The organism is Bacillus sp. AFS059628 (assembly GCF_002571225.1).
In the GTDB taxonomy this organism is placed as follows: Bacteria; Bacillota; Bacilli; order Bacillales; family Bacillaceae_G; genus Bacillus_A.
Window position 1 is genome coordinate 108,527 of record NZ_NVEC01000008.1, and the last position, 24,153, is coordinate 132,679.

Here is a 24,153-nt window from a genome sequence, read left to right on the forward strand (position 1 = left end):
AAGGAGCGGATTAGAATGAGTAAAAAAATTGCTACTTTAATAACAGATTATTTCGAGGACACAGAATACACAGAGCCAGCAGAAGCTTTTAAACAAAAAGGATATGAATTAACAACTATTGAAACGGAAAAAGGTAAAACGGTACACGGTAAACAAGGAAAAAGTGAAGTTGTAATTGATAAAGGTATCGATGATGTTTCTCCAGAGAACTTTGATGCCCTCTTCATACCAGGCGGATTTTCCCCAGATATACTTCGTGCAGATGAACGCTTCGTTCGCTTTAGCAAAGCATTTATGGATGCGAAAAAACCTGTTTTTGCTATTTGTCACGGACCCCAATTACTCATCACTGCACAAACACTTGAAGGACGCGATGTGACTGGCTATAAATCCATTGCGGTCGATTTGAAAAATGCCGGTGGAAATTTCCATGACAAAGAGGTTGTCGTATGCCAAAATCAACTAGTAACAAGTAGACAACCTGAAGATATCCCAGCGTTTATTGAAGAATCATTGCGTATACTAGGATAGTTATTAGAGGTTAGCCAAAATAGCTGTTTAGCTACTGTGGTTAACCTTTTTATTTGTATAAAAAACAAAAAGAATCTCATTTTCAATAATCTTTTGAGACACCCTCTTTTCTTGCCCCCAAATTTCTAATCACTTTTCATAGGCAGTTCTCATATAGTGAAAATGACTATACGATTCCTATCCATAAGTTAAATAATGATTTTACAAATATATAAATCCAAAAGATGGGAGCCTTATTTATGAATAACAATCCACCTTCAACGCCCCCAAATCCAACGGAAACGAATAATAATGAAGTGAGCTTACAAACGTTACGCGTCATCGGACTTATTGTACTAATTAGTGGCTACATATTAGTCACTCTTTCTGAAGTAGGAACGTTAAAAAATCTTTTGCTACAGCCGAATACCACTCCAAATTTAGCTGAAGTTGATCCATTCTAAAAATTATATAAAAAGCGAGTCCCAGTATAGCTGGTTCGCTTTTATATAATTTCATCCAATTTGAGAAGCATTTCTCTCCCCCTCATACTTCTCTCTCCCAATCGCCTTCATAAATAATAAAATACTGCTCATACCAACGATAAAGTACAGAGCACTCATGCCCCAAGATGCAAGAAATGAACCTAACATAACACCTAATGCCCCGTTCATTTTTGCCACTTGAAAGACCATTCCGTTAATCGCCATGTATGAACCTCTTGCCTCATTTGGCACCATATCTGCCATAATAGATTGACGTACTGGCACATACATCATCTCTCCCACAGTTTGGAAAAGCCCTGCAATTAATAAAATCCATAAGCTATTGCTCGTTCCAAGTATTGTAAAGCCAATCGTATAAATGAATAAGCCTACATATAAGATTTTCAAATCGTTAAAGCTTTTCAACATTTTAATAAGAAGCGCCGAACATAACACAACTAAAATTGTATTCTCTGCTGAAATCCAGCTCATCATTCGAATACCTGTTAAATCAAACGTAACACCATTCCCAAAGAAAAAGTGCATCGTTTCAAATTCCTGCTGCAAACGTACTCCTAAATAATTATTAACTTGAAACTCTAAAGATAATGTACATATACTTGCTGCACAAAAAATTAAAAACGCTCTATCTTTCATTACAACTTTATAACTATCCGCCATATCTTTTAATACATTTTTCTTCTCCACCGTTTTCCGTGCTACATACACTTCTTCCATATATACAGCCATCACATATAAAGTAATAACTGCAATCACTGTTAATCCGATAAACAATTGCAATCTATAGTTCTCAAATAGTAATCCGCCAAATATCGCTCCAATCGCAATGGATAAATTAATTGCCCAGTAGTTAATGCTGTACATTACTTTTCGATTTTCAGGTGTACTCACATCAATTAACATTGCCTCTGTGGCAGGGTTCATAAGTCCAGATCCTAAACTATTCACTAACATAAATATAAATGTTAGCCACGGTGAATCTATATAATCTGAATTAGCAATCCCCATACAAGCAATGGAAATGACTTGTATACTTTGACCGATAATCATCACCTTTTTACGACCAAGTCGATCCCCAACATATCCACCGTATAAACCAATTACTAACGAAGCTATGACATTAATGAGTAGTAACGCACCAGCAATTGCACTACCTAATTTTATTGAAAAATAAATCGCCATAAATGGAAAAATCATCGTGGACACCGTGCGTGTTAAAAACGAAGTTATAATTCTAATCTTTATATTTCGATGCATACTCCAAAAACCCATTGTTTCCCCCTCCTTATGCTTACTTATTTTACTTTGAAAAAAAGGAAGAAAAAGGTTAGAATATTCTAAAGAGTTTCCCCTTTTATAATAGAAGGAAGTGTATATATGAAAATTATGGACTATTACATTCGACTAAGACTACATGCACAGGATCAACAACATATACGAAATAGCTTACAAGAATTAGCGGATGTTTTATATTGCAGTACGAAAAACGTAAAGATTTTATTAAAGAAAATGAGTGAGGAACAATTAATTCGTTGGACTCCAGGGCGTGGCCGTGGGAATAAAACAGAAATCCTATTTATACATAATTTCATAGAAGCGATTGAATGCTACACAGATGAACTGTTAGCGCAAGAAAAATTAAAGGATGTTTTTCTTCTTTTAAAAGAACCGCTCCCTCTTGCACTTCAAAAAAAGATAGAGAATAAACTACATCATCATTTTGGATACGAACCTTCAAATGATATGTATGACATATTAAAGATTCCTATATCGAGAAAAATCTTCCCATTAGATCCGGCTTTTGTCGCTGTAACAACGGAGAGCCATCTTACGAGTCAAATTTTTGACACGTTAGTCGTTTATAACGATGTTACTGAAAAAATGGAGCCACACATTGCACATATATGGGAATTAAGTGAAGACGGGCTGACGTGGACCTTTTATTTACGAAAGGATATATATTTTCATAACGAAACAGTTTTAACTTCTCAAGATGTACAATTTTCATTTGAACGATTAAAGCAAGCTCACTCTCCTTTCGAATGGTTAACAGAAGAAATTGTTCAAATTGAAACACCATCACCACTGCAAATTCGATTTCATTTAGCAAAACCAAATCTATTTTTCTTACACTATGTAAGTTCCATACAATTAGCAATTTTACCGCGTGATGCAGTTATTCAAAATCATCATTATATAGGTACTGGACCTTTCAAACTTGCTCATTACTCTGAAGATAATATCGTACTCGAGGCGTTCACCCATTATTTTAAAGAGCGCGCGTTATTAGACCGTATTGAATTTTGGGGTATTCCTGATCATGTACAAATAGATGCTGATTATGAACTACCAAATGAAGAGGAAAATGAAAGGCATAATATACAAATAGAAGAAATAGGCTGTATTTATGCTGGCTTCAACTTTACAAAACCCGGTCCTCATCACGACATGTACTTTCGAAAAGCTTGGAGAGAACTATATGACGTTGAAACGATAATTCGTAGCATAGAGGGTAGACGGACAATTGCTGCATCAAGCTTTTTCCCTGAAAGAAGCCGCCAAACTACTAAAAGGTCCTACTCTTTAGAAAAAGCGAAACAGTATTTAAAAAAGAGCACCTATAACGGAGAAACGATTCATATTTATTTCTTCGCATTTAAAGATAGTGCAAATGACGCATATTTCCTAAAAGAACGTTGCGAACAATTAGGCATACATGTAGAACTTCACCCATTTCTCGTTTCAGATTATATGGATCGTTCTATCGATACACATGCCGATATTATTTTCATGGGAGAAGTATTTGCTGCCGATCATGAACTCGCATTCTTAAATGTGTTTAAAAATAAAAGTTGCTTCATAAATCGGTTCATGGACCCGCACTATGAAAAACAAATTAACTGTTTACTTGATACCTTTTTATTAGAGGAAAATAAAGAAAAACGCTATGAGCTCATGTATGAGATTGAAGAATTTTTACAAGTAGAGAACATCATTTTATTTAACTATCACGTTTTAAAAAGAAAAACATATCCTTCTTCTTTAAAGAACGTAACAATTGATTCATTCGGCTGGGCAAATTTCGCGAAGTTATGGATACAGCCATCCATGTCTTAAAATGTGAGTTTTTATAAAAGGAGAGGAACCATGAAACGCACGCTAGAAAAAAGACTTTCCTATCTATACACAGGTGAGTTATTTTCAGTCATTACTTTTATTTTCACAAGTTACTTACTTAATTATGCTTATCCTACTTTACATTTATATTCCCTATATTCTTTTTGGGTCTCATTTCTTCTTTTGGAGTTTATCTTATTACAAGGAACACTTTACTGGTACGTAAAGTGGAAACGACTAAAAAAAGAAAAAACATCTGTTACGCCTATTAGGATGATCCACTATTTAAAAGTACTTAAAAAGATAAATATAGCATTCATTATCACGGGATTTATTACGGTTACTATTGATTTTGTAATTTGGTATCCCCACTTACCTTTAGGTGGGCTGTCATTTACTCTATTTATTTATATTTTTGCATTACTTGAGTACATTAACTATTATCATACTCAGCTTTCATACGATAACATCTCTAATATAAGACATTTAATCAAATCAAAAAAACTAAAACAGTCTTGTATAAGTAAAGATTTTCAGCGTATTTCATGAAAAAGAAGGTACTACATCCTTAGTAGTACCTTCTTCACAATACAAACTATTATTGAATTACTCCATCTAAGTGATCTTTCAAGTTTAATAAATATTGCTCAATATTCGGATTCTTCACCACATCATAACAAGCAAAGCTCTTTAACGGACTCATACCAAGAAACTTTTGTACGCGATGTAAGTGACTAAGCGCTGATTCTAAACTTTCCCCTTCAAAGAACTTCGTCTTATCTCCAAATGCTGTCTCCGGTGCGTTCCAAGTTGTAGAAAACATATACTCTTTCTCTTTTAATAAACCACCAGTTCCATATTCATCTGCACCTTTAAAGAACAAACCATATTCATACACTTCATCCATATACGTTTTAAATAACCCAGGTACACTAAACCAGTAAATCGGCGTTTGATAAATCACAACATCAGCCCATAAAAACTTCTCTTGTTCTTCTTTAATACTATAGCCATCTTGAATCGTTGTTGTTTTCACATGATGCATCTCACTTAATACCGTTACCATACAATCAACTAACGTTCTATTTAATCGTCCTTCTTTCGTACCGTATTTTTCATGTCCATTTATAATAAATATATTTTTCATCACTTTTCTCTCCCCTATATAATTTACTCTTCAGCTATCAACCCAAGTTGTTGTTTCAACGTAAGATTATCTTCTAAATGCCAATCCTCCGTTATCTTTCCGTCTTTCACATGTAAAATATCAATGGCAAAAAAATTGATTTTCTTATCCTTGTGCGTTCCTGTAAAAGAAAGACGAGCTGTTACTTTATCACCAACGACTAATAAATCTTCAATCTCGCAATGTATATTAGGAACAACTTTACGAAAATTTTGCGCTGCAAACTTTAATCCTTCCGTGCCTTGTGGTCGCCCTTTCGGCAATGTATGGTCGAAAAAATTTTCAGTAACAGTCTGCGGAATAAGCTCCTCTTTACCTGTATCCCAAAATGCATAAAAACGCTGCGCTGCATGAACCATTTCGGTCGCTTCCTTTTTACTTAGTGAGGGATCAATTGTCATCGCTTTTGGCTTTGGCATTTCTTTTAATAACTGGACTTCCGTTTTTTCTTCCACGCCGCATGCTACAAGTACAATACAAACAACAAACAAACTAAGAAATCTAAACAAATTTTTCACCCACATGAAAATCACCTCCTCTTCATCTAAACCTTTTGTATTTCGTATTTCTATTGTATATGCACTAACTTCCTTTATGGAAGTAGTGATATTTTTTTCATCTAGTTACCAAAAATATAGTTTTGTGATACTATAAAGAAAATTCATTCAAAAAATTTTATGGAGGCTAGTTCCATGAACAATATAGATCCAGTTGAGTTAACGAAAGGTTTACCTGGCATACCTTGTCCCATCGCTAAAACCCTTGATGTAATTCGTACAAAATGGACGTTTTTAATCATTCGTGATCTTCTTATCGAAGGAACATTACGCTTTAGTGATTTACAAAAATCAATGGACGGGATTAGTCCAAAAACATTATCACTTCGACTAAAAGAATTAGAATCTCAAGGCATTATAACGAGAAAAGTATATCCAGAAGTTCCGCCTCGTGTGGAGTACACATTAACGGATAAAGGAAAGCAATTAGAGGGGATTTTCATTGAATTAAAACGGTTTGGATTAAGTTTATAAAACAAGAAACCCCTTACTGTCGTAAGGGGTTTTATTACTTCGCAAAACTTTCAGCTAGCTGTTTCTCTCTCCACATAAATGTAATGCCGAGACCAACTATTAAAACAACTCCTGAAAATGCATATGGGTAATGAATATTCATATCAAATAATATTCCGCCCATCGCTGGCCCTGCGATATTTCCTAAACTCGTATAAGTCGAGTTCATACCAGCAACGAATCCTTGCTCTTTTCCAGCTGCTTTTGATAAAAACGTCGTTAAAGCAGGACGAAGTAAATCAAATGCTAGGAAAATGAAGCACGTAACGAGAAGGACAATCCAATAATTAAAGACTACAGTTGAAACAAATGCTAATACTGCACCTACAATTAAACATATTTGAATTAACACTTTTTCACCGAATATATCAACCAATTTACCAAACATAAATACCTGCACAACTACCCCAAAGATTGAACTAATTGTAATAATTGCCGCGATATCTTTCGGTGTGAATCCAAATTTATGATCAGAGAACAGACTAAATACAGTTTCATATGCTGATAATCCGAATGCGAGTACAAATACGATAATAAATGCAATTGCATACATTGGATGTAATGATTTCTTTAAATCACCAATAAAACTCGATTCTTTCGTGTTAGCAGAAATCTCTGCAAGCTCTTCTTTCGTTAACGGCTCTTTTAAAATAAATATAGAAATAACACATGCTATAAAAGCAATTGCTGCAGCTACAAAGAACGGCACACGTATACCGTATTCTGCAATAAATCCGCCAATTCCAGGCCCTATAATAAATCCAGTACTAATTGCCGCAGATAAATATCCCATCGCCTTTGGACGCTCTTGCATAGAGGTAATATCCGCAACATATGCCGTAACACCAGGCATAATAAACGCAGCACTAATTCCGCCTAACACCCGTGCCACATAAAGCATCCACACATCTTTTCCTAATCCAAAAAGAAGTTCTGAAACACCAAAGATAAATAAGCCAATGATGATCATTTTCTTCCTACCGTAAAGATCGACCCACCGGCCTGTAATAGGTGATGAAATGAGCTGAGCCATTGCAAACACTGCAACGAGGTAGCCCATCGTCTTCCCTGTTAAATGCATGTCATTCATAAAGGACGGCATAACCGGAATGATTAATCCAATCCCTAAAAAAGCGATAAATATATTACTCAAAAGAATGACCAGTACCATCTTTTGTTCTTTTATCGGTTTCTTCACTTTTAACACCTCTTCCCGTAAGCTCCTCTCAAAAAATAATGCCCAAGAAGCTTTTTCTTTATCCTGCTATTTGTGGGCTAATCATGAGTAGAGATGCCTCCACTCATTAGAATTTCACTCTATCCTTCCACACATACATAAGTATTAGGTGAATGACTATCATTCATTTTTCCTCAAAAATGAACCTACCTTCTCAGACAGGTTCATCTTACTACTTCTTTATATGTAGTGCATGTGTTAAAAAATCTAGTACTTCAGCCTTTTGTAGCTCGACTTGCTCATCATCTTTATGATCATATAAATAAACTTGTTCCGCTGCTGATTCAACTAGAGCGATAAATAACTTCGCTGTTCGCTCTGCGTGAACCGAATCACGAATTTCACCAGCTTCTTTCGCCCCACTTAAAAATTCACTTAGCCACATATAAAGAGGCTCATACACAGCTTCCCATTCTTTTATATGTTCTGTAGATGCAAGACCTGCATACATTAAAGCTTGTATTTCACGATATTCCGCTATGAAGTGAAATACCGCATCTATTACTTGCGTAACTTTACTTGAAAAAGGCGCATCGTTTTGCACTTTTTCTTTCACTGCAAGGATCATCTTCTCAACCATCACTTCTGCTATTGCAGGCATAACAGATAACTTAGAAGGAAAATATAAATAGAAAGTTCCTTGTGCAATGCCAGCCAATTTCACGATATCAGAAATCTTCGTTTTTTCAACGCCTTTTTCCTGAAACACTTCAATAGCTGCATAGACAATTTTCTCTTTTTTATTCATCATCTGAACCCTTTCACACGCGTATTGAATGACTGTCACTCATTTTATAAAATAACTAGCTGTACTGTCAATTATCGTGTACTTTTTATAACAAAAATCTCCTAACGACTTGTTAGGAGATACAGTATATCTTTACGAAAGAGCTTTTAATCCTGTCACGCCGCATACAATAAGGGCCACACTAATGATACGTGCTTTACTTTTCGACTCACCAAACAGGAACATGTTTAATAAAACGGCACCTGCTGTTCCAATACCAATCCAAACCGCATACGCGACACTGACTTGTAAGAATAAGAAAGATGTATACAAGAATGCGAAGGATGTAGCAAACCCGCCTATATAAAGTGCTCCATTTGCTAACGTTTTATCTTTACTATACATTTTTAGACCGATCACACCGACTATTTCACTAATTGCAGCACAAAATACGAAAAACCAACCCATTTTTAAGCAGCTCCTTCCACAGTTTCTTCCTTATTATCAGCTAGCTTTAAACCGATAACGCCAGCTACAACCATTACGATAAAGAATAATTTCCCTATACTGAAACTTCCGCCGAAAAGGAATACATCCATTAAGAAAGTACCTACCGTACCAGCTCCGGCAAAAATGGCATATACAGTCCCTGTTGCAAGATGCTCACACGCTTTAGAAAGGAAGTGAAAATCAACAGTGATAACGCCTAAAATAATAATCCAATGCCACCAAGTATCGGCCGTATTAAAACCAAACACCCAAAAAATTTCAAAGATACATGTTAATATGACATATAACCAAGCTCTATTCTTCATACCTCTCACCTCTTATGACTGACTATCAGTCATTTTTGTTTTAAAAAAATATACTCCTTCATCACTACTATATAAACAACTATCATCCTCATTTACCATTTATATTTGTTCCGTTTCCAAGCAAATGGCATCCTGCTACACAAAATGACTGAATGTCATTCATAAGTATTGTACATGAATATTTTAAAAACTGTCAAGGCCAAAAACTTATTTCATCCGATTTGTATATTTCCTAATAATCTGTCAATACTGCTAGTAACATAATATTTTCTCCACTCCCCCTTGGAGAGATCCCTTTAATAGAGCAGTTAGCTTATGCTAGCTGCTCTTTTTTACTTTTTTCACCCAACATACCGAATCATCGCCACCTCATCACAATAATCAACCTTTGGACAATGTCTACAATCAATCCATACTTTTTCTGGTAAAGCCTCTCTATTCACAAAATCAAAACCGCACTTTTGAAAAAATTCCGTTTCATATGTTAAAGAAATGACTCTGCTCACTTTTATTTTCGCTGCCTCATTTATTACATGGTTCACTAGCATACGCCCAATTCCTTTTCCTGCATATGTATGCGACACGACTAATGACCGAACTTCTGCAAGATCCTCCCCTAACACATGTAAACCTGCAACTCCAACAATTTCTTCCCCTTCTTTCATAACATATAAACATTGTAAATATTGATAGAGAGATAAAAGAGAACGCGGTAAAACCACTCCCTCTTTTGCATAAGCTTCAATGAGACTATAAATTTCTTTCACATCACTCGTAACTGCATTAAAGATTTTCATATTCTATCCCCTTGCCCCCGATATTAATATTTATAAACCCAAATGAATTTTAATACATAATTTTATATAATAATACATCTCTCCTTTCTCCTCGTCAATCACTTTGTACAAACAAAAAACCAAGCAATCTAATCGATGCTTGGTTCCTCATTTCGTATCGGCAATACCGTCGAATATTTAATTTCACGAAGTGCTAAACTCGTCTGTATCCTTGTAATACCAAGCTTATTCAGCTTTCTAATAAACTGCTCTAACTCTTTACGATCACGATTTGCAACCTTTAATAAATAATCATACTCTCCTGTTAAACAGTGACATTCTAACACTTCCGGCATCGCTTCTAATTCTTTTTCCAACACGTCAAGTTTATCCGATTTATGAATATTCGTACTCATAAAAATGAAGCATAACAAATCAAAACCAAGCTTTTCTTGATTTAAAATGGCAACCTGTTTATCAATGAACCCTTCTCCATCTAATCTTTTTATTCTCGCATGCATCGCAGCTGGTGATAAATTAACGCGTCGAGCAAGCTCTGCATTACTTACTTGTGACTCCTTCTGCAATATATCTAAAATTTGTACGTCCAAATCATCCAACACTTTAATAACTGACGACTCCATTACAATTCCCCCTTTTTCTTACCGATGATTATTCGAAAAAACACCTTACAACTTATATAAAACTGAATATCATTTCATAAACACTATCTAAAACAAAATATTTTATCTACTTTTATTAATTATACAAAAGAATATATTACATACAGAAGAAAAATGCTAAAATTATTTACAATTCACATTGATTATAACAAAGGGGATTTTAGTATGCCTTATTTTTATGTCTTTTTACTATTACTAACGAGCTTATTATGGGGAGGAAATTTCGTCGTTGGAAAGTCACTCGTTGATCATGCGTCTCCGATGACACTTACAAGTTTAAGATGGATGATTGCGATCGTTTGTTTATTACCGATGGTATGGTTTAAAGAAAAGAAAATCATTCCGCCTCGTGCGGCAATACTGCCGTTAATATTAATGGGGATTTCAGGGGTCGCTCTTTTTAACATCTTTCAATTTCTAGCACTAGAAAAAACATCTGCAACGAATGTAGGACTTATTTCTACATTAAATGCGATTTCAATTGCGCTATTTTCAGTATTATTTCTAAAAGAAAAAATAAATTCTCTTCAAATTCTATCCATGATTCTTTCCTTCTTTGGAGTTATTCTTGTCCTATTAAAAGGTAACTTTTCTCTTTTATTTTCACTACATTTTAATAGCGGAGATTTATGGATGATTGCGGCTGTTTGTATTTGGGGCGTCTATTCTGTTTGTAGTAAATGGGCAACAAAAACAACGACACCACTTATGGCAACATTATACTCTGGTATTTTCGGAGTTATGTTATTACTGCCATTTAACATTGGAAGCTTCACTGTTACAAATATAAATACTTCTTTCATCACATCCCTTTTATATACAGGACTCATTTCCACAGTTCTTTGTATGGTATTTTGGAATGTTGGCGTACAAAAATTAGGAGCTACGACATCAGGTATTTTTCTAAACTTCAATCCCATTTTCACAGCTATTTTAGCATTCCTTTTCCTCGGTGAAGAACTAACATGGATACAAATTGTAGGGACAATAATCGTTGTAACAGGATGTTATTTATTTTCTCATTTCAAAACGGTTGCTGTTCAGCCAACTAGAGCTTTAATGCGAAAACATTCGTAATGAAAAAACATCGTCACCCGAGTGGCGATGTTTTTATTTACCTTTCATTTCTTTCACATACTGCTTTTCTTCTTCTGGCGATAAACGTTCTGTTGCCTTTCCAGTATCACCACCTTGAATTTCCCATAAAAAGTTATGCTCCTCAACCGTTTGTGAAAAATCCCCTTTCTCCCAGCGCTCTAAAGTGGCAAGCAGCTTTGATTTATATTTAAAATTTGTACTACTTTCTACTGCCTTCTTCGCACTAACAATTTCCTTATTTGTCATTTCAATAAATCCCCATTTTTCAGAGGATTTCACTTTTTGATGTACCATCCTATGCATGGTAGAAATAATTTCATCCTCACTAAATTGTGGCTTCTCTTCTACAACTTTCTTGTCCTGTTGGCTCATTACTTTTTGTGTTTTAAGACTCTTCTCCTCTTCCTCTATATAATTAAAAAGTTTAGTAACACCGAATACAGCTCCTATCGCAATTACAATCATTGTAATTGCCCCTATTATCCATTTTTTCATATTCTGTACTCCCCATTCCCCTAATAATCACATAAACAAATGGAATCGCCTGCGCACAGTCGATTCCATTTGTTTCCTTATTTCATTTTAAACCTTCATTGCCTCTCGTACAATATAACTATCCACATATTGCTTGAATTTTACGATTTTTCCGTCCTCCAGTTGCCATACATGAACGAAATCTGCTTCAAATGATTTTCCCGTTTCTTTATAAACCCCTGAATAAACACCTTCAGCAATAATTACATCTTTTCCTTTTACTTCATGGTACATATTTACACTCGCTTTATAATCATCCCATTCTGATCCTAATCGGCTAAATACATTTTTCATTATTGCTTCTACACCTATATAAGTTCCCCCGTATGGGAATCCTGCTGCCTCTGTCCATTCTACTTTTTCAGAGAGGGCTTCCGCTAAATGTTTTGCATTTGAAGAAGCTGATCCTTCATATGTACTTTGAATCACTTCTAAATTTGATTTAGGCATGTTACTTCCTCCCGTTCTATTTATCTTTTACACAAGATGTAACCAAAAACATTACATCTTGTGTAAAAAAATATTTAAATTGTTTTATTCTTAACTCAAACGATGTAATCATTATAGTTACAATAATGATTCAAGTCAACAATTTATAAATAAGTTTACTTCGTTTTCATTACTTTCTCTTTTAAGAAACGATCTACATACCCTTCTGCTTTGACAACGAATAAATATGCACCCATTGCTAGTAATGCAAGATCTAATTCATATCCTGGATTCTTTCCATCTCCTAATAAACCTGCTGCTCCATTTACCTTTACGATAGCTCCAGCTAAAATAAGAGCGAATAACAATCCTACATATTTTACGCCTAAACCGATAATTAATAATATACCACCAACTAATTCAACTGTTGCTACGCCGTATGCAAGACCACCTGGTAAGCCGATGCTTGTAAACCATCCTGCTACGTTATCGATACCTGATTGAAACTTCGCTAAACCGTGCGCAAAGAATGTCACTCCTAACACGATACGAATAATTAAATTCCCAATATATTGGTTCATTTTGAACTCTCCTTTTTGTTTTGTTATGGTGAACTTTTATTTACAAGTCAAAACAATACGGTATTTTATTTCATTCGTCAAATACTTTTTTTAAGAAAACAAAAAACATTATCCCTTTTACGGATAATGTTTTCCTACAGAATAGTGCTAATTCAAGCTTTTACTCTATTGCACAAAAAAGTTGAAACATTTTTCCAGCGCCAACATACGGCAATAAAGGCAAGTCCTCTTCTACAACCATCCCAACAACATTCACCTTCTCATCTTTAGGCAAATCATGTGTAGCAACTTGCATCTCTCCTGCATATCTACCGTACAATTCATTATCAATTGTAATGCTACCTTTCTTTCTTGAAATGGTATGCATTGGCTGTAACACGACTTTATTTTCTTCTCGTGATTCTACTGAGCGAATGACATCACGAGCTGGATCTAGTCTATTTGTATGCACTTGTTCTACCATTTTTAATACTTCACTTTTCTCTATCAATGGCTCATACCGCAGCGGAATAATTCCTCTACTCGCACTCGCTATCTCTTGTACACTTTCTATACTTCCGCTTATATCCCCGATTAACACCTTATCGACACCACAATCTTGTACAAGTTCTAAGTACGCTTCAAGCGGGCGCATATTACGGTGCTTTTCTAACGTTGGTAAACCTTCACATAGCGGACCACGTTTTTCACCATCTCCCGGAATAAATGCCATCGTTTTTATTCCACACTCATGTAAGTATTCGTTTTGTTTTTGTAAGAATGATTTTGCTAGTCCTGTTTCTGGGCGCGGGTAAAAATTATGCCACGCTTCTACATTCTCTACCTTTATATGTTCTATGATTAACTCTTTCCAAAATGAATCTGTAATCGTGCTCGCATTTAAAGCTACTTTCATCTTGTGAGATACGCGTGCGATTTCTTTTGACGCAATCCCGTAGTCCATTCTTAAGCCTGTAATGCCCCAGTCCAATAGCTCCTCCACATTTTCATACGTCATCCCTAAATGGTGTAACGATTTTGGAGAAACATCGACCATTAATTCCATTTCATATTTGAGAGCTTGTTTCCCAAGTATTTGAATTAGCTCTTTATACGTACCAGGGTCATCTTCAGGAATGTGCAATGATGTAAAAATAGATGAAAACCCGTTTTCCCTCGCTACTTTTAGCCACTCTTCTTGCTTCTTTACTCGTTCTTTTGCAAGGTAAATTGAAACTCCGATCATATGAATCTCCCTTTCTATGAATAGAAAAAGAGAAAGGAATCCCTTTCTCTATATGTTTTCTGCCATTTCTTCTTTAAATCCGAAGAAGTACGTAAAGATGAATCCGAAAGTATATGCCACTACTAATCCAAGGAAATATAGTAAATATTTATTATCAGCAATTAACGGAATTAATGATAATCCTGATACGCCAATTCCAAGTGCGGCTGTTTTCATAACTGCTTGGAATGCACCGCCAACTGCTGCCCCTAAACAAGCTGTAAGAAACGGTTTCCCAAGTGGTAATGTAACCCCGTATAATAACGGTTCGCCAATTCCTAAAAAGCCAACTGGTAATGCACCTTTAATTACGTTACGAAGTCGTTTGTTTTTTGTTTTCACATAGATGGCAATCGCTGCTCCTACTTGCCCAGCTCCAGCCATTGCGAGTACTGGTAATAAAGGTGTTACGTGCGTTTGATTAATAAACTCCATATGAATTGGTGTTAAACCATGATGCAAACCGACCATAACGAGCGGTAAAAATGTTCCCGCAAGCACTGCTCCAGCAAACGCTCCACCAATACTTAAAATACCATTAATTCCGCTTGTAATTCCTTCAGATAAGAAACCTGCTACCGGCTGAATCGCTAACATCGTTACGATACTCACCACTAACACAGTAATAAGCGGTGTTATAATAATATCAACTGCATTTGGCACTGCTTTTCGAACTTGTCTTTCCACTACAACCATAAGCCACGCTGCAAAAATAACGGCAAACAATCCACCCCGTCCAGGTACAAGCGCTTCACCGAATAATTTTACGTTCGCCATCGCTGGGTTAAAAATTAAAATACCAGCAATTGCCCCAAGAACCGGTGTCCCACCAAATTCTTTCGCTGTATTCCAACCGACTAAGATTCCTAAGAATGTAAAGATACCCCCGCCAATAAGTAATAACATTTGTAGCCACGTTGCATTCGGATCAGCACCTGCGTTTTTCGCAAAGTTAGCGACCCCGTTTATAATACCTGACGCCACAAGACCAGGAATTAACGGAATGAAAATACTTCCTATTTTTCTTAAAAAGTTTTTCACTGGTGTATTATTTTTCTTCTTAATCTCTGACTTCATTTCTTGCCCAAGGTCTTCAAGGTGATGATCCGCCACCTCACCAATCCGTAGTCCTGTTAAACCTTCCATTTCAGCTGCTACTTTATTTACTGTCCCAGGCCCAACAACGACTTGAAGCGTCTCATCTTCAATAACGCCCATAACCCCTTCAACCTTTTTCAAAAGGTCCATATTCACTTTACTTTCATCATGAAGCGTTAATCGCAGTCTCGTCATACAATGAGCAATGCCGCGAATATTTTTTATTCCCCCAAGTTGCTCTGAAATTTCTTTGGCCATTCTCTCTTCTTTCTTCATAATAGAATCCCCCTCCCTATTATTTTATAGTGCCTTCTTCACAAACCCTTTCGCTTCTTTTAATTTCTGCAGTGCTTCCCCATACTCACACTGCAATAACACCATAACAATCGCAGCTTTCACATTACGTTCTGCTTTTTCATAATACTCCGCTGCTACTTCATAACTAACCCCTGTTGCTTCCACAATAATTCGTTTTGATCGTTCTACTAATTTTTCATTTGTAGATTGCACATCTACCATTAAGTTTTTATATACTTTCCCAACACCAATCATAGATGCTGTTGAAATCATATTGAGTACTAGTTTTTGCGCTGTACCAGCTTTCAAACGCGTTGATCCTGTTAAAATTTCTGCGCCTGTTTCTACTTCCACGTTTAGTTTTGCATATTTACTTATTTCAGCATTTTTATTACAGGAGATACTAGCTGTACTCGCTCCTACGCTATTCGCGTACTTCAAGCCGCCAATAACATAAGGAGTTCGACCACTTGCTGCAATTCCAATCACTGTATCTTTCTCATTTAATCCAATACTTTTTAAATCTTCTTCTGCTAATTCTTCGCGATCTTCTGCCCCTTCTACCGCTTTAGTAAACGCTTTCAATCCACCTGCTATAAATCCTTGCACCATTTTATCAGCTGTACCAAATGTCGGCGGACATTCCACTGCGTCCAAAATACCTAAACGGCCACTCGTACCAGCCCCAATGTAAATTAATCGGCCCTCTTCTTCAAAAGACTGAATAACAGCCCCTACAACCTTTTCAATTTCTTCTATTTCATTTTCAACCGCTAACGCAACAGTTCGATCTTCTTCATTCATACTTTGCAACACTTCTTTTATGCTCATCTCATCTAAATTCATCGTCTTCTCATTACGATGTTCTGTCGATAAATTTTCTAACATATTACCACCCACTTTGAAATTTAATTTCATACTTTCATTATAACTTTAAGAAATTTAAAATCAATATTACTTTATTATTTTATGAAATTTAATTTCTTTTCATGACGAATTTATGTCCGTCCGTATGCAAAAAAGATGGGTTTCCCCATCTTTTCATTTTAGCTTCCGTAATCGCAAAGCTTCTTCTCTTGTTTCCATAAATTGATCTAGCACTTTATTACCAATGCGATTAAAGGTAATCACATATAGAGCATCTATCATGTTCAATTGCGTCATTCTTGAAGCAATACTTGCAATACGATGATCTTGTTCTACATCTGGCATACAAAGACGAATATCCGCTTCTTTATATAATGGTGATGATTGATCAAGCTTTGTAATCGCAATAACTGTTGCACCTTGTCTCTTCGCATATTGCGCCATTTCAAGTACATCTTTCGTACGACCAGATGTTGAAATCGCCACAAATATATCGCCTTCTTTTAAATTCGTCACAAGCGGCAACATCATATGAAAATCAGATAGCATCATCGCTGTAAATCCGAGCCTTGTAAATTTATAAGCTCCGTCCATCGCCGGAGTAGCTGATCCGCCTACTCCGTAAAAGATAATTTTATCGGCATTTACAATATGATCTGCAGCTTTTTCAAGTTCTTTTTTATCTATCGCCGTCACGCTCGCCTCAATTGCAGCTTTATTCACATACGTAACTTTATTAAACAAGTCGTACGGGCCATCTTCCGTATTCATCACTGAAAAATCATTAATATTATAATCAGCAATCGTTAATTCACGAACGAGCGCGATTTTAAATGCTTTAAAGCTCCCAATCCCAATCGATTTACAAAAACGAACAACACTCGCCTCACTTGCGCCTGCATTCGTTGACACTTCTTTCGTCGTTAAGTTCGGAACAATCTCTGCATTCTCCATTATGTACATGGCAACCTTCTTTTCAGCTGGTGAAAATTGATCCATATTACTTTCAATTTTAAATAGTAATGTTGAAGCTTTCACTATTTAACCTCCACTTCTTACGGTTGCGTTCACTGATTTTCTCTTGCTTCAAGAAGGTAAAAACCATCATCGCCAGGAGGATGAAACACATTTACAATACGATTCCCTTTTTGATAAACAGTTCTTTCCCCTTCTGTCCACTTCTTTTCCCAACCGTTCATCCAAATCGCAACATCAGGTAAAAAAGCAGTATATTTCAGCTTCTGATCGTACTCACCATCTGCTTCTTCCGAGAAAATAGAAACCGGAAAATCTTTCACTTTTGATTCTTTCCATGCAGTAAATGGTATGCACAATAAAAGAAGTATAATTACACCTATAATCTTTCCCTTCGTAATCTTCACACATTTTCTCCCCTCGACTTATCATATACGTAGATTTTACCATAAGTACAACCTATTCACGCTATATGACTATTGCTTTTTCCAATAAAGTGAAACTTTAATCAGTGGGGGTTTTGTTCCCCCACTGATTATTAGTTGAACCAATCNNCGTTAATGCGGGATAAAAAAGAGCTTACCCACATCAGATAAGCTCTTGCTTTCTATACAAAATACTTCTTCAAAAGCGGCGGCGTAATAATCGTTGTCAATATAACAACAATAACAATCGCTGTGAAATTTTCTTTCGCTAATAAATTCGCCGTAAGTCCATTCGCGGCGATGATAAGCGCTACTTCACCACGTGATACCATCCCCGCCCCGATACTAATAGAAGATTGAAGGTTGAATCCTGTTAGTCTTGCTCCTAAACCTGATCCGATTAACTTTGTGAAAATCGCAATGAGCGTCATAATGATAATGAACCAAAGCTGGCTTCCGATACCTTGAAATGTAATTTCCATTCCGATACTTACGAAGAACACCGGTACAAATATTGCATAAGCAATCGGTTCAATTTTATGTTCTACTTCGTGCTTATACTCTGTTTGAGAAATGGCAATTCCGGCTGCAAATGCGCCAATAATACCTGCAATCCCCATCATTTCACTGTAATACGAAAAAGAGAAACAAATAATAAGAGCTGCACTAATTAGAGCTTCTGTTACCCGAAGTGGTACAAGCATTTTCATAATCCACGGAACAACTTTCCATGCGATAAAAACTATGCTGACGAAGAAAATAATTTTCTTTACGATAACAAGTGTTATATTCACATCTTGCGTTCCTAAAAAACTCATAACAAACGCTAATAAAATAACGACGATAACATCGTCAAATACGGCAGCACCTAAAATCGTTGTACTTTCTCTCGTATTCATTTTCCCTAAATCTCTTAACGTTTGCACTGTAATACTAACTGACGTTGCGCAAAGTAATAAACCTAAGAAAATTGCATGAGATTGTATTAATCCAAATAGCAACCCTGTTACATAACCACCGATGAAAGGAAAAATAATTCCACCAGCCGCGACTGCAAATGACGATTTCAAATTCCGATTTAACTCTTCTAAATCAGTTTCAAGCCCTGCCATAAACATAAGTAATAAAACACCAATCTCACTCAGTTCATCAATTAATTCAGAGCTATTAATAATACCGAGTACAGCTGGACCGATAATAATACCGATAATTAATTTACCAAGTACAGAAGGCTGGCCGAGTCTCACGCTAATATCGCCAGCTAATTTCGTACAAAGTAAAATGACAACAAGTTCAAAATAAAATAACATAGCATCTGCTCCTACTTTAACTTTAATGAGTGGGTTATTAACCCTCGTCCATTCCTGCCAATAGTTTCCCCTATTCATCCGCATTTTATTTGTCACATTTTTATTTGACAAAATATTCTGAATTATATTAAGATTAATCCAGAAATTTTAAAAAACTAGATACCATAACTGTACCTCCATTTACCTACATACTCTTTTCTAGTGGGCTCATACTATATTCGCAGTTATGGAAATGAAAAACGGGGGGGAGAGTCCAAAGTGAAGTCATTATTACGAAAAAAAGCGCTTAGTACTGAATCACCAAGGCAGTTAAATAGAACATTAACCGCACTTGATTTAACCTTTTTAGGAATTGGCGCCGTAATTGGGACAGGGATCTTTGTATTAACAGGTATTGTCGCAGCGAAACATTCTGGTCCTGGTATTATGCTATCATTCCTTATTGCTGCATTTACTTGTGCTTGTGTAGCCTTTTGTTATGCTGAATTTGCTTCTTCTATTCCAGTCTCAGGAAGTGTGTATACTTACGCATACATGACAGTCGGAGAAGTCGTCGCTTTCATCGTCGGCTGGTGTTTAATGCTCGAATATTTACTTGCAGTCGCAGCAGTAGCTGTCGGTTGGTCTGGTTATTTACAATCTTTACTACAAGGGTTTAACATTCATCTGCCCGCCATAATCGCCTCGGCCCCTGGCGTAGGAAAAGGTGGTCTTATCGATTTACCGGCTGTTTGTATTTTACTACTCATTACGGGTCTTTTAAGTTTTGGTATACGCGAAAGTGCACGCATTAATAATATTATGGTTCTTATCAAGCTAGCTGTTATTATCGCCTTTATCGTAGCAGGTGCAAAATATGTAAAACCTGAAAATTGGACGCCGTTCATTCCATTCGGATACGACGGTATCATTACTGGAGCTGCCACTGTATTCTTCGCCTTTTTAGGCTTTGATGCAATCGCAACCGCTGCAGAAGAAACGAAAAAACCACAGCGTGATTTGCCAATTGGCATTATCGGTTCCCTTCTTATTTGTACTGTTTTATACATGATTGTATCTTTCGTTTTAACAGGTATGGTTCCGTATACACAATTAGATGTTTCCGATCCAGTTGCATTTGCCTTACATTTCGTTGGCGAAGATACAATTGCAGGACTACTCGCTGTTGGAGCGATGACTGGAATGACAACCGTTCTCTTAGTCGTTATGTATGGACAAGTTCGCGTTTCATATGCGATGAGCCGCGATGGCCTACTTCCAAAAGCATTAGCACGTGTAAATAAAAGAGTAAAAGTCCCTTTATTAAACACATGGATTACTGGTGTTGTTGCCGCTTTATTAGCAGGACTTTTAGACTTACATTTACTAGCTAATTTAGTGAACATCGGTACGTTAACAGCCTTTACATTCGTTTGCTGTGCAGTACTTATTTTACGAAAAACACACCCTGACTTAAAACGTGGATTTCGTACACCTTTCGTCCCTGTATTACCCGTTGTCGCGATTCTTTGCTGTTTATATTTGATGGCTAATTTATCTAAAACGACATGGATTAGCTTTATAGCTTGGCTTATAGTCGGTTTATGCTTCTATTTCTTCTACTCTAGAAAACATAGTCATTTAGCTACTGAAAAAGCAAACGATGAACAGAAAAAAGCATAATAAAATAGCTCGCCAATAAAACGGCGAGCTATCTTTCTGTACTATTATATTTTTTCATTAACGATTGTAAAATGAAAAATATGCCGATGCAAGCTGTAAACGATGCCCAATTTCCTATTGGCGTTGCGTATTTAACAATTCCAATACCTACAAGCACTAAGAAAATAATCACCTGATATATGAGCTTCCACTTTTGCATATGTTCCCTCCTTTACTTCGTTCCCTTCTTTTTCTTCTTCCATGCATTTAAACTATCAAAGAAGAAGTTAATAAATAACGTGCCTAAACCCGCTAATAAAAACGTCATTAAAAATAGAATCCATATACTTTTTTCTTTTAAGAAATAATATCCTACAAGGAGCACAACCGCGATCCATACATATTCAAGAATTCTTTTTAGCTTTTTCTCTTCCAAATTATTCGCTCCTTTATTCTATGCTATTTTTAGTATAACAAAAAAGAAGCCTATCATGATAAGCTTCTTTCTCTTCTCTCTTATTTGTTTATGCTTTTTTCAACGAGTGAAATCGCATATTCCATTGTACGATTCATCGTTTCTACTTGTGTATCTTTTACTTTCGCATCTTTTAACACAGATTCTGCCACTGTAATTTTTTGACTCAATGATTTCACTGAACCGTCCGTTACATTTGCAGCTTGCGCTTTTTTCACTACTGCTTTTGCAGATTCAATATTCATTTGTAATTTTTCTTTCAGTGTTTTCGGTTGTTCTACTACTTTAGATTGTATAAATGTTTGATTTGCAGTTTTTAATTCATTATACGCTTGAACAATTTGTTCTCCCGTACTCGCTACATTTTCAAACACTTGTTTTGTATTATTATAGCTTTTCTCTAATTCTTGAAATGCTTCCTTTGAATATTGACCTGGCTTATCACCAAACTCATACGTACCAGCTAACACTTCTTTTACTTTTCCAATCTCTTCATATAACGCATTTACTTCCTCTAACTTTGTACGGTTAGAAAACTCATTATACGCTGCTAATACTTCTGAAGAATTTAACGCTTTACTATATAATTTCGCAAGCGCAATTTGTCCATTTAACGGAATACCACCATTTCCATTACTATCAGGATCTGCACCAAGTGCAAATGGTACGTTCGGATGATACACTTTCCCTGTAGCTGGCTGGCTATTTACTTTTTTACCATCTACGTAAATGGCTACTTCACTTCCGTTATACGTTCCTGTTAAATGATACGTTTTGTTAGCTGCTAATTGAACCCCAACACGCTTATAGCTACCGCCAATATGAGCCCATAGTTCTACATATCCACTTCCTGTAGATTCAAAGCCAATTCCGCCGCTCTCTGTATTTTGTAAAATACCTTGCCCGCGGATTTCATTCATTGAAAATACAGTTTCTAACGTAAACGTATTTGCTACTTTTTCTTTTTGTGCTGCTGAAAACGGAAGGTATCCAAATGTATTTGCTTTTCCATTTAGCTTCATAACATTCTTTTTCAATGCTTTATCATATTCAATAGTCACATTGCCCTTAACATCACCTTTTGTACCAAATGATGAATTGTCTTTAAATGTACCATCTGCAAAGTTTACATCAAAAACATCGGCCTTTGGTACTTTCACATTCGGATCAATATTATCTTTTTTCGTAGTGATCTCTGCTGTTAACGGCTGTACACTCTCATTACCGAATGAATCGATTGCAACTACTTCAAGTGTATATGTTTTCCCGCCATCTAAACCTGCAAGTGTAAATGTCAGCTCTTTCGGTACTGGATCACGATAAAACTCTGAGAATGCTAACCATTTATTCTTTATCTCACCTGTTTGCTTATCTTTAGCTTGTACACGATAAGAATGAACAAGAAGGTTGTCCAATGCTTGAGAGAATGTTACTGTTGCTGCATTTTCTGTTACATTTGATACCGATAACTTCGCATCTTTTGCAAAGTAAGGCTTTTCTTTATCACGATTTTCTACATGTGTAAATGTTTCTTTCTTTGATGGCAACTGGATTTTCCACGGTTCGCCTGTCCAAGAATTTGTATGGAAATCACGGCGATTAATCGTTACTTCTTTATCATCTACTTCTACTAATAAACCTTGACTTAATGTACTTGCTCCTGGCGGGATATTTCCTTGTACTTTCCCACCTTCCACTTCCATGTAACTTACAGAAGATGTACCAATTGATGTAAAGTCTTTTTGATGAATCGATCTTGGATCATCTAACGGATAATGCGAATGCCCTGAAAACGTAATAACCTGTGGGTATTGTTTTAATACCTCATTAATTTTCGCACTATCTTTCGTTCCCCACTCTTGGCTACCGTATACTGTATCTTTAATATGTTGATGTAAAAATACGAAAATCGGTTTTTCCGGATCATCTTTTTGTGCCTTTGCCATCTCTTCTTTTAACCAATTAATTTGCTTGTCTGAATAATATCCATGAGTTGTCCCGTCCTCTGGAGACATAACAAGGAAGTGATAACCTTTTACCACATTATGATAATAAATTGATTTCATACCTGTTTTTTCTAAGAAACGCTTCTGCGCACTCTCTACAGATAAACCGTTCCAATAATCATGGTTACCAAGAGAATTCATTCGCACAGCATCTTTATTTGCATTTTCATTATACACTTGCATGAAACGATCATATTGTTGTACCGACCCTGAATCAGTAAAGTCTCCCACAATTACGAAGGCATCTTGTTTAGGTGCAAGTGTATTAAGTTGCTCGATTGCTCGTTTCCAGCGAAACGTATCATCCGTTCCACTATTTTTAATATGTACATCACTTACGACTGGAAAAACGATCTTCTTCTCACTTGGTGCCTTTTCTTGCTTCTTCTCTTCCGCTTTGACTGATGTACTCCACGGAAATGATACGAACGCTAATACAAAAACCATGAATAATCCAATAAGGCCTTTTACTTTTCGTAAAACAGTTCTTTCCACGTGAATCCTCCTCATAATAATTGATTCATTA

At 36.1% G+C, this 24,153-nt stretch carries 28 protein-coding genes; 7 read left to right on the forward strand and 21 right to left on the reverse strand.

The window, feature by feature from the left end:
- Positions 1 to 15 precede the first annotated feature (15 nt).
- Positions 16 to 531, forward strand: a complete 516-nt coding sequence (locus tag COL05_RS05250) for a type 1 glutamine amidotransferase domain-containing protein (protein WP_098667839.1) — start codon at positions 16 to 18, stop codon at positions 529 to 531.
- Between the two features lie 239 nt (positions 532 to 770).
- Positions 771 to 974: a hypothetical protein gene (locus tag COL05_RS05255; protein WP_061456828.1), complete on the forward strand. Its 204-nt coding sequence runs from the start codon at positions 771 to 773 to the stop codon at positions 972 to 974.
- A 51-nt stretch (positions 975 to 1,025) separates the two neighbouring features.
- Here the strand turns inward: COL05_RS05255 and COL05_RS05260 are convergent, their stop codons facing one another.
- Positions 1,026 to 2,288 (reverse strand): MDR family MFS transporter, encoded by a 1,263-nt coding sequence (locus tag COL05_RS05260; RefSeq protein ID WP_098667840.1) that lies wholly within the window; start codon positions 2,286 to 2,288, stop codon positions 1,026 to 1,028.
- 84 nt (positions 2,289 to 2,372) lie between these two features.
- Here COL05_RS05260 and COL05_RS05265 point away from each other — a divergent pair, with 84 nt between their 5' ends.
- Both COL05_RS05265 and COL05_RS05270 read left to right on the forward strand, forming a co-directional pair.
- Positions 2,373 to 4,133 carry an SgrR family transcriptional regulator gene (locus tag COL05_RS05265; RefSeq protein WP_142337358.1) on the forward strand — a complete coding sequence of 587 codons (1,761 nt, stop codon included), beginning with the start codon at positions 2,373 to 2,375 and terminating at the stop codon, positions 4,131 to 4,133.
- 30 nt (positions 4,134 to 4,163) lie between these two features.
- Positions 4,164 to 4,682 (forward strand): general stress protein, encoded by a 519-nt coding sequence (locus COL05_RS05270; protein WP_098667842.1) that lies wholly within the window; start codon positions 4,164 to 4,166, stop codon positions 4,680 to 4,682.
- Between the two features lie 49 nt (positions 4,683 to 4,731).
- On the opposite strand, the gene COL05_RS05275 is transcribed toward COL05_RS05270, so the two are convergent.
- On the reverse strand, positions 4,732 to 5,280 hold the full coding sequence (locus COL05_RS05275; protein WP_098667922.1) for an NAD(P)H-dependent oxidoreductase: 549 nt from the start codon (positions 5,278 to 5,280) through the stop codon (positions 4,732 to 4,734).
- Between the two features lie 23 nt (positions 5,281 to 5,303).
- Positions 5,304 to 5,843, reverse strand: a complete 540-nt coding sequence (locus COL05_RS05280; RefSeq protein WP_098667843.1) for an ester cyclase — start codon at positions 5,841 to 5,843, stop codon at positions 5,304 to 5,306.
- Positions 5,844 to 6,011: 168 nt separating this feature from the next.
- On the opposite strand from COL05_RS05280, the gene COL05_RS05285 reads away from it, so the two are divergent.
- Positions 6,012 to 6,350: a winged helix-turn-helix transcriptional regulator gene (locus COL05_RS05285; protein WP_001059468.1), complete on the forward strand. Its 339-nt coding sequence runs from the start codon at positions 6,012 to 6,014 to the stop codon at positions 6,348 to 6,350.
- A 34-nt stretch (positions 6,351 to 6,384) separates the two neighbouring features.
- Here the strand turns inward: COL05_RS05285 and COL05_RS05290 are convergent, their stop codons facing one another.
- The 6 genes from COL05_RS05290 to COL05_RS05315 all read right to left on the reverse strand — a co-directional run bounded on the left by COL05_RS05290 (position 6,385) and on the right by COL05_RS05315 (position 10,588).
- Positions 6,385 to 7,587 carry an MFS transporter gene (locus tag COL05_RS05290; RefSeq protein ID WP_048526344.1) on the reverse strand — a complete coding sequence of 401 codons (1,203 nt, stop codon included), beginning with the start codon at positions 7,585 to 7,587 and terminating at the stop codon, positions 6,385 to 6,387.
- Between the two features lie 211 nt (positions 7,588 to 7,798).
- Entirely contained in the window at positions 7,799 to 8,377 is a 579-nt protein-coding gene (locus tag COL05_RS05295; RefSeq protein ID WP_016716563.1) for a TetR/AcrR family transcriptional regulator, read from the reverse strand.
- A 129-nt stretch (positions 8,378 to 8,506) separates the two neighbouring features.
- Complete coding sequence (locus COL05_RS05300; RefSeq protein WP_000539674.1) at positions 8,507 to 8,821, reverse strand: DMT family transporter; 315 nt, start codon at positions 8,819 to 8,821, stop codon at positions 8,507 to 8,509.
- A 2-nt stretch (positions 8,822 to 8,823) separates the two neighbouring features.
- Complete coding sequence (locus tag COL05_RS05305) at positions 8,824 to 9,168, reverse strand: DMT family transporter (RefSeq protein ID WP_098667844.1); 345 nt, start codon at positions 9,166 to 9,168, stop codon at positions 8,824 to 8,826.
- Between the two features lie 341 nt (positions 9,169 to 9,509).
- Entirely contained in the window at positions 9,510 to 9,965 is a 456-nt protein-coding gene (locus COL05_RS05310) for an N-acetyltransferase (protein WP_063263505.1), read from the reverse strand.
- A 128-nt stretch (positions 9,966 to 10,093) separates the two neighbouring features.
- The gene (locus COL05_RS05315; RefSeq protein ID WP_088022884.1) at positions 10,094 to 10,588 is read right to left on the reverse strand and encodes an Lrp/AsnC family transcriptional regulator; all 495 of its coding nucleotides are present in this window, start codon (positions 10,586 to 10,588) and stop codon (positions 10,094 to 10,096) included.
- A gap of 204 nt (positions 10,589 to 10,792) precedes the next feature.
- Here COL05_RS05315 and COL05_RS05320 point away from each other — a divergent pair, with 204 nt between their 5' ends.
- The gene (locus COL05_RS05320; protein ID WP_098667845.1) at positions 10,793 to 11,704 is read left to right on the forward strand and encodes a DMT family transporter; all 912 of its coding nucleotides are present in this window, start codon (positions 10,793 to 10,795) and stop codon (positions 11,702 to 11,704) included.
- 33 nt (positions 11,705 to 11,737) lie between these two features.
- Here the strand turns inward: COL05_RS05320 and COL05_RS05325 are convergent, their stop codons facing one another.
- From COL05_RS05325 to COL05_RS05365, 9 genes are all read right to left on the reverse strand, one after another.
- Positions 11,738 to 12,220 (reverse strand): PRK06770 family protein, encoded by a 483-nt coding sequence (locus tag COL05_RS05325; RefSeq protein ID WP_098667846.1) that lies wholly within the window; start codon positions 12,218 to 12,220, stop codon positions 11,738 to 11,740.
- Positions 12,221 to 12,307: 87 nt separating this feature from the next.
- A complete protein-coding gene (locus tag COL05_RS05330) occupies positions 12,308 to 12,709 on the reverse strand; it encodes a nuclear transport factor 2 family protein (protein ID WP_098667847.1) in 402 nt (133 codons plus the stop codon).
- A 155-nt stretch (positions 12,710 to 12,864) separates the two neighbouring features.
- Positions 12,865 to 13,269, reverse strand: coding sequence for a DoxX family protein (locus tag COL05_RS05335; protein WP_001077744.1), 405 nt, complete (start codon positions 13,267 to 13,269; stop codon positions 12,865 to 12,867).
- A gap of 160 nt (positions 13,270 to 13,429) precedes the next feature.
- Complete coding sequence (locus COL05_RS05340; protein WP_098667848.1) at positions 13,430 to 14,494, reverse strand: DUF871 domain-containing protein; 1,065 nt, start codon at positions 14,492 to 14,494, stop codon at positions 13,430 to 13,432.
- 48 nt (positions 14,495 to 14,542) lie between these two features.
- The gene (locus COL05_RS05345; RefSeq protein ID WP_098667849.1) at positions 14,543 to 15,907 is read right to left on the reverse strand and encodes a PTS transporter subunit EIIC; all 1,365 of its coding nucleotides are present in this window, start codon (positions 15,905 to 15,907) and stop codon (positions 14,543 to 14,545) included.
- A 24-nt stretch (positions 15,908 to 15,931) separates the two neighbouring features.
- Entirely contained in the window at positions 15,932 to 16,816 is an 885-nt protein-coding gene (murQ, locus tag COL05_RS05350; RefSeq protein ID WP_098667850.1) for an N-acetylmuramic acid 6-phosphate etherase, read from the reverse strand.
- Positions 16,817 to 16,969: 153 nt separating this feature from the next.
- Complete coding sequence (locus COL05_RS05355; RefSeq protein WP_000648157.1) at positions 16,970 to 17,833, reverse strand: MurR/RpiR family transcriptional regulator; 864 nt, start codon at positions 17,831 to 17,833, stop codon at positions 16,970 to 16,972.
- A gap of 29 nt (positions 17,834 to 17,862) precedes the next feature.
- Complete coding sequence (locus tag COL05_RS05360) at positions 17,863 to 18,177, reverse strand: outer surface protein (RefSeq protein WP_098667851.1); 315 nt, start codon at positions 18,175 to 18,177, stop codon at positions 17,863 to 17,865.
- Positions 18,178 to 18,377: 200 nt separating this feature from the next.
- Positions 18,378 to 19,583: a cation:proton antiporter gene (locus COL05_RS05365; RefSeq protein WP_142337367.1), complete on the reverse strand. Its 1,206-nt coding sequence runs from the start codon at positions 19,581 to 19,583 to the stop codon at positions 18,378 to 18,380.
- 180 nt (positions 19,584 to 19,763) lie between these two features.
- Between COL05_RS05365 and bcaP the strand changes: the two genes are divergently transcribed.
- Entirely contained in the window at positions 19,764 to 21,167 is a 1,404-nt protein-coding gene (bcaP, locus tag COL05_RS05370) for a branched-chain amino acid transporter BcaP (protein ID WP_098667852.1), read from the forward strand.
- Positions 21,168 to 21,195: 28 nt separating this feature from the next.
- Here the strand turns inward: bcaP and COL05_RS31190 are convergent, their stop codons facing one another.
- The 3 genes from COL05_RS31190 to COL05_RS05385 all read right to left on the reverse strand — a co-directional run bounded on the left by COL05_RS31190 (position 21,196) and on the right by COL05_RS05385 (position 24,122).
- Positions 21,196 to 21,366 carry a hypothetical protein gene (locus tag COL05_RS31190; RefSeq protein WP_098667853.1) on the reverse strand — a complete coding sequence of 57 codons (171 nt, stop codon included), beginning with the start codon at positions 21,364 to 21,366 and terminating at the stop codon, positions 21,196 to 21,198.
- Positions 21,367 to 21,378: 12 nt separating this feature from the next.
- Positions 21,379 to 21,582 carry a hypothetical protein gene (locus COL05_RS05380; protein WP_000391503.1) on the reverse strand — a complete coding sequence of 68 codons (204 nt, stop codon included), beginning with the start codon at positions 21,580 to 21,582 and terminating at the stop codon, positions 21,379 to 21,381.
- 80 nt (positions 21,583 to 21,662) lie between these two features.
- On the reverse strand, positions 21,663 to 24,122 hold the full coding sequence (locus tag COL05_RS05385; RefSeq protein WP_142337359.1) for a LamG-like jellyroll fold domain-containing protein: 2,460 nt from the start codon (positions 24,120 to 24,122) through the stop codon (positions 21,663 to 21,665).
- Positions 24,123 to 24,153 lie beyond the last annotated feature (31 nt).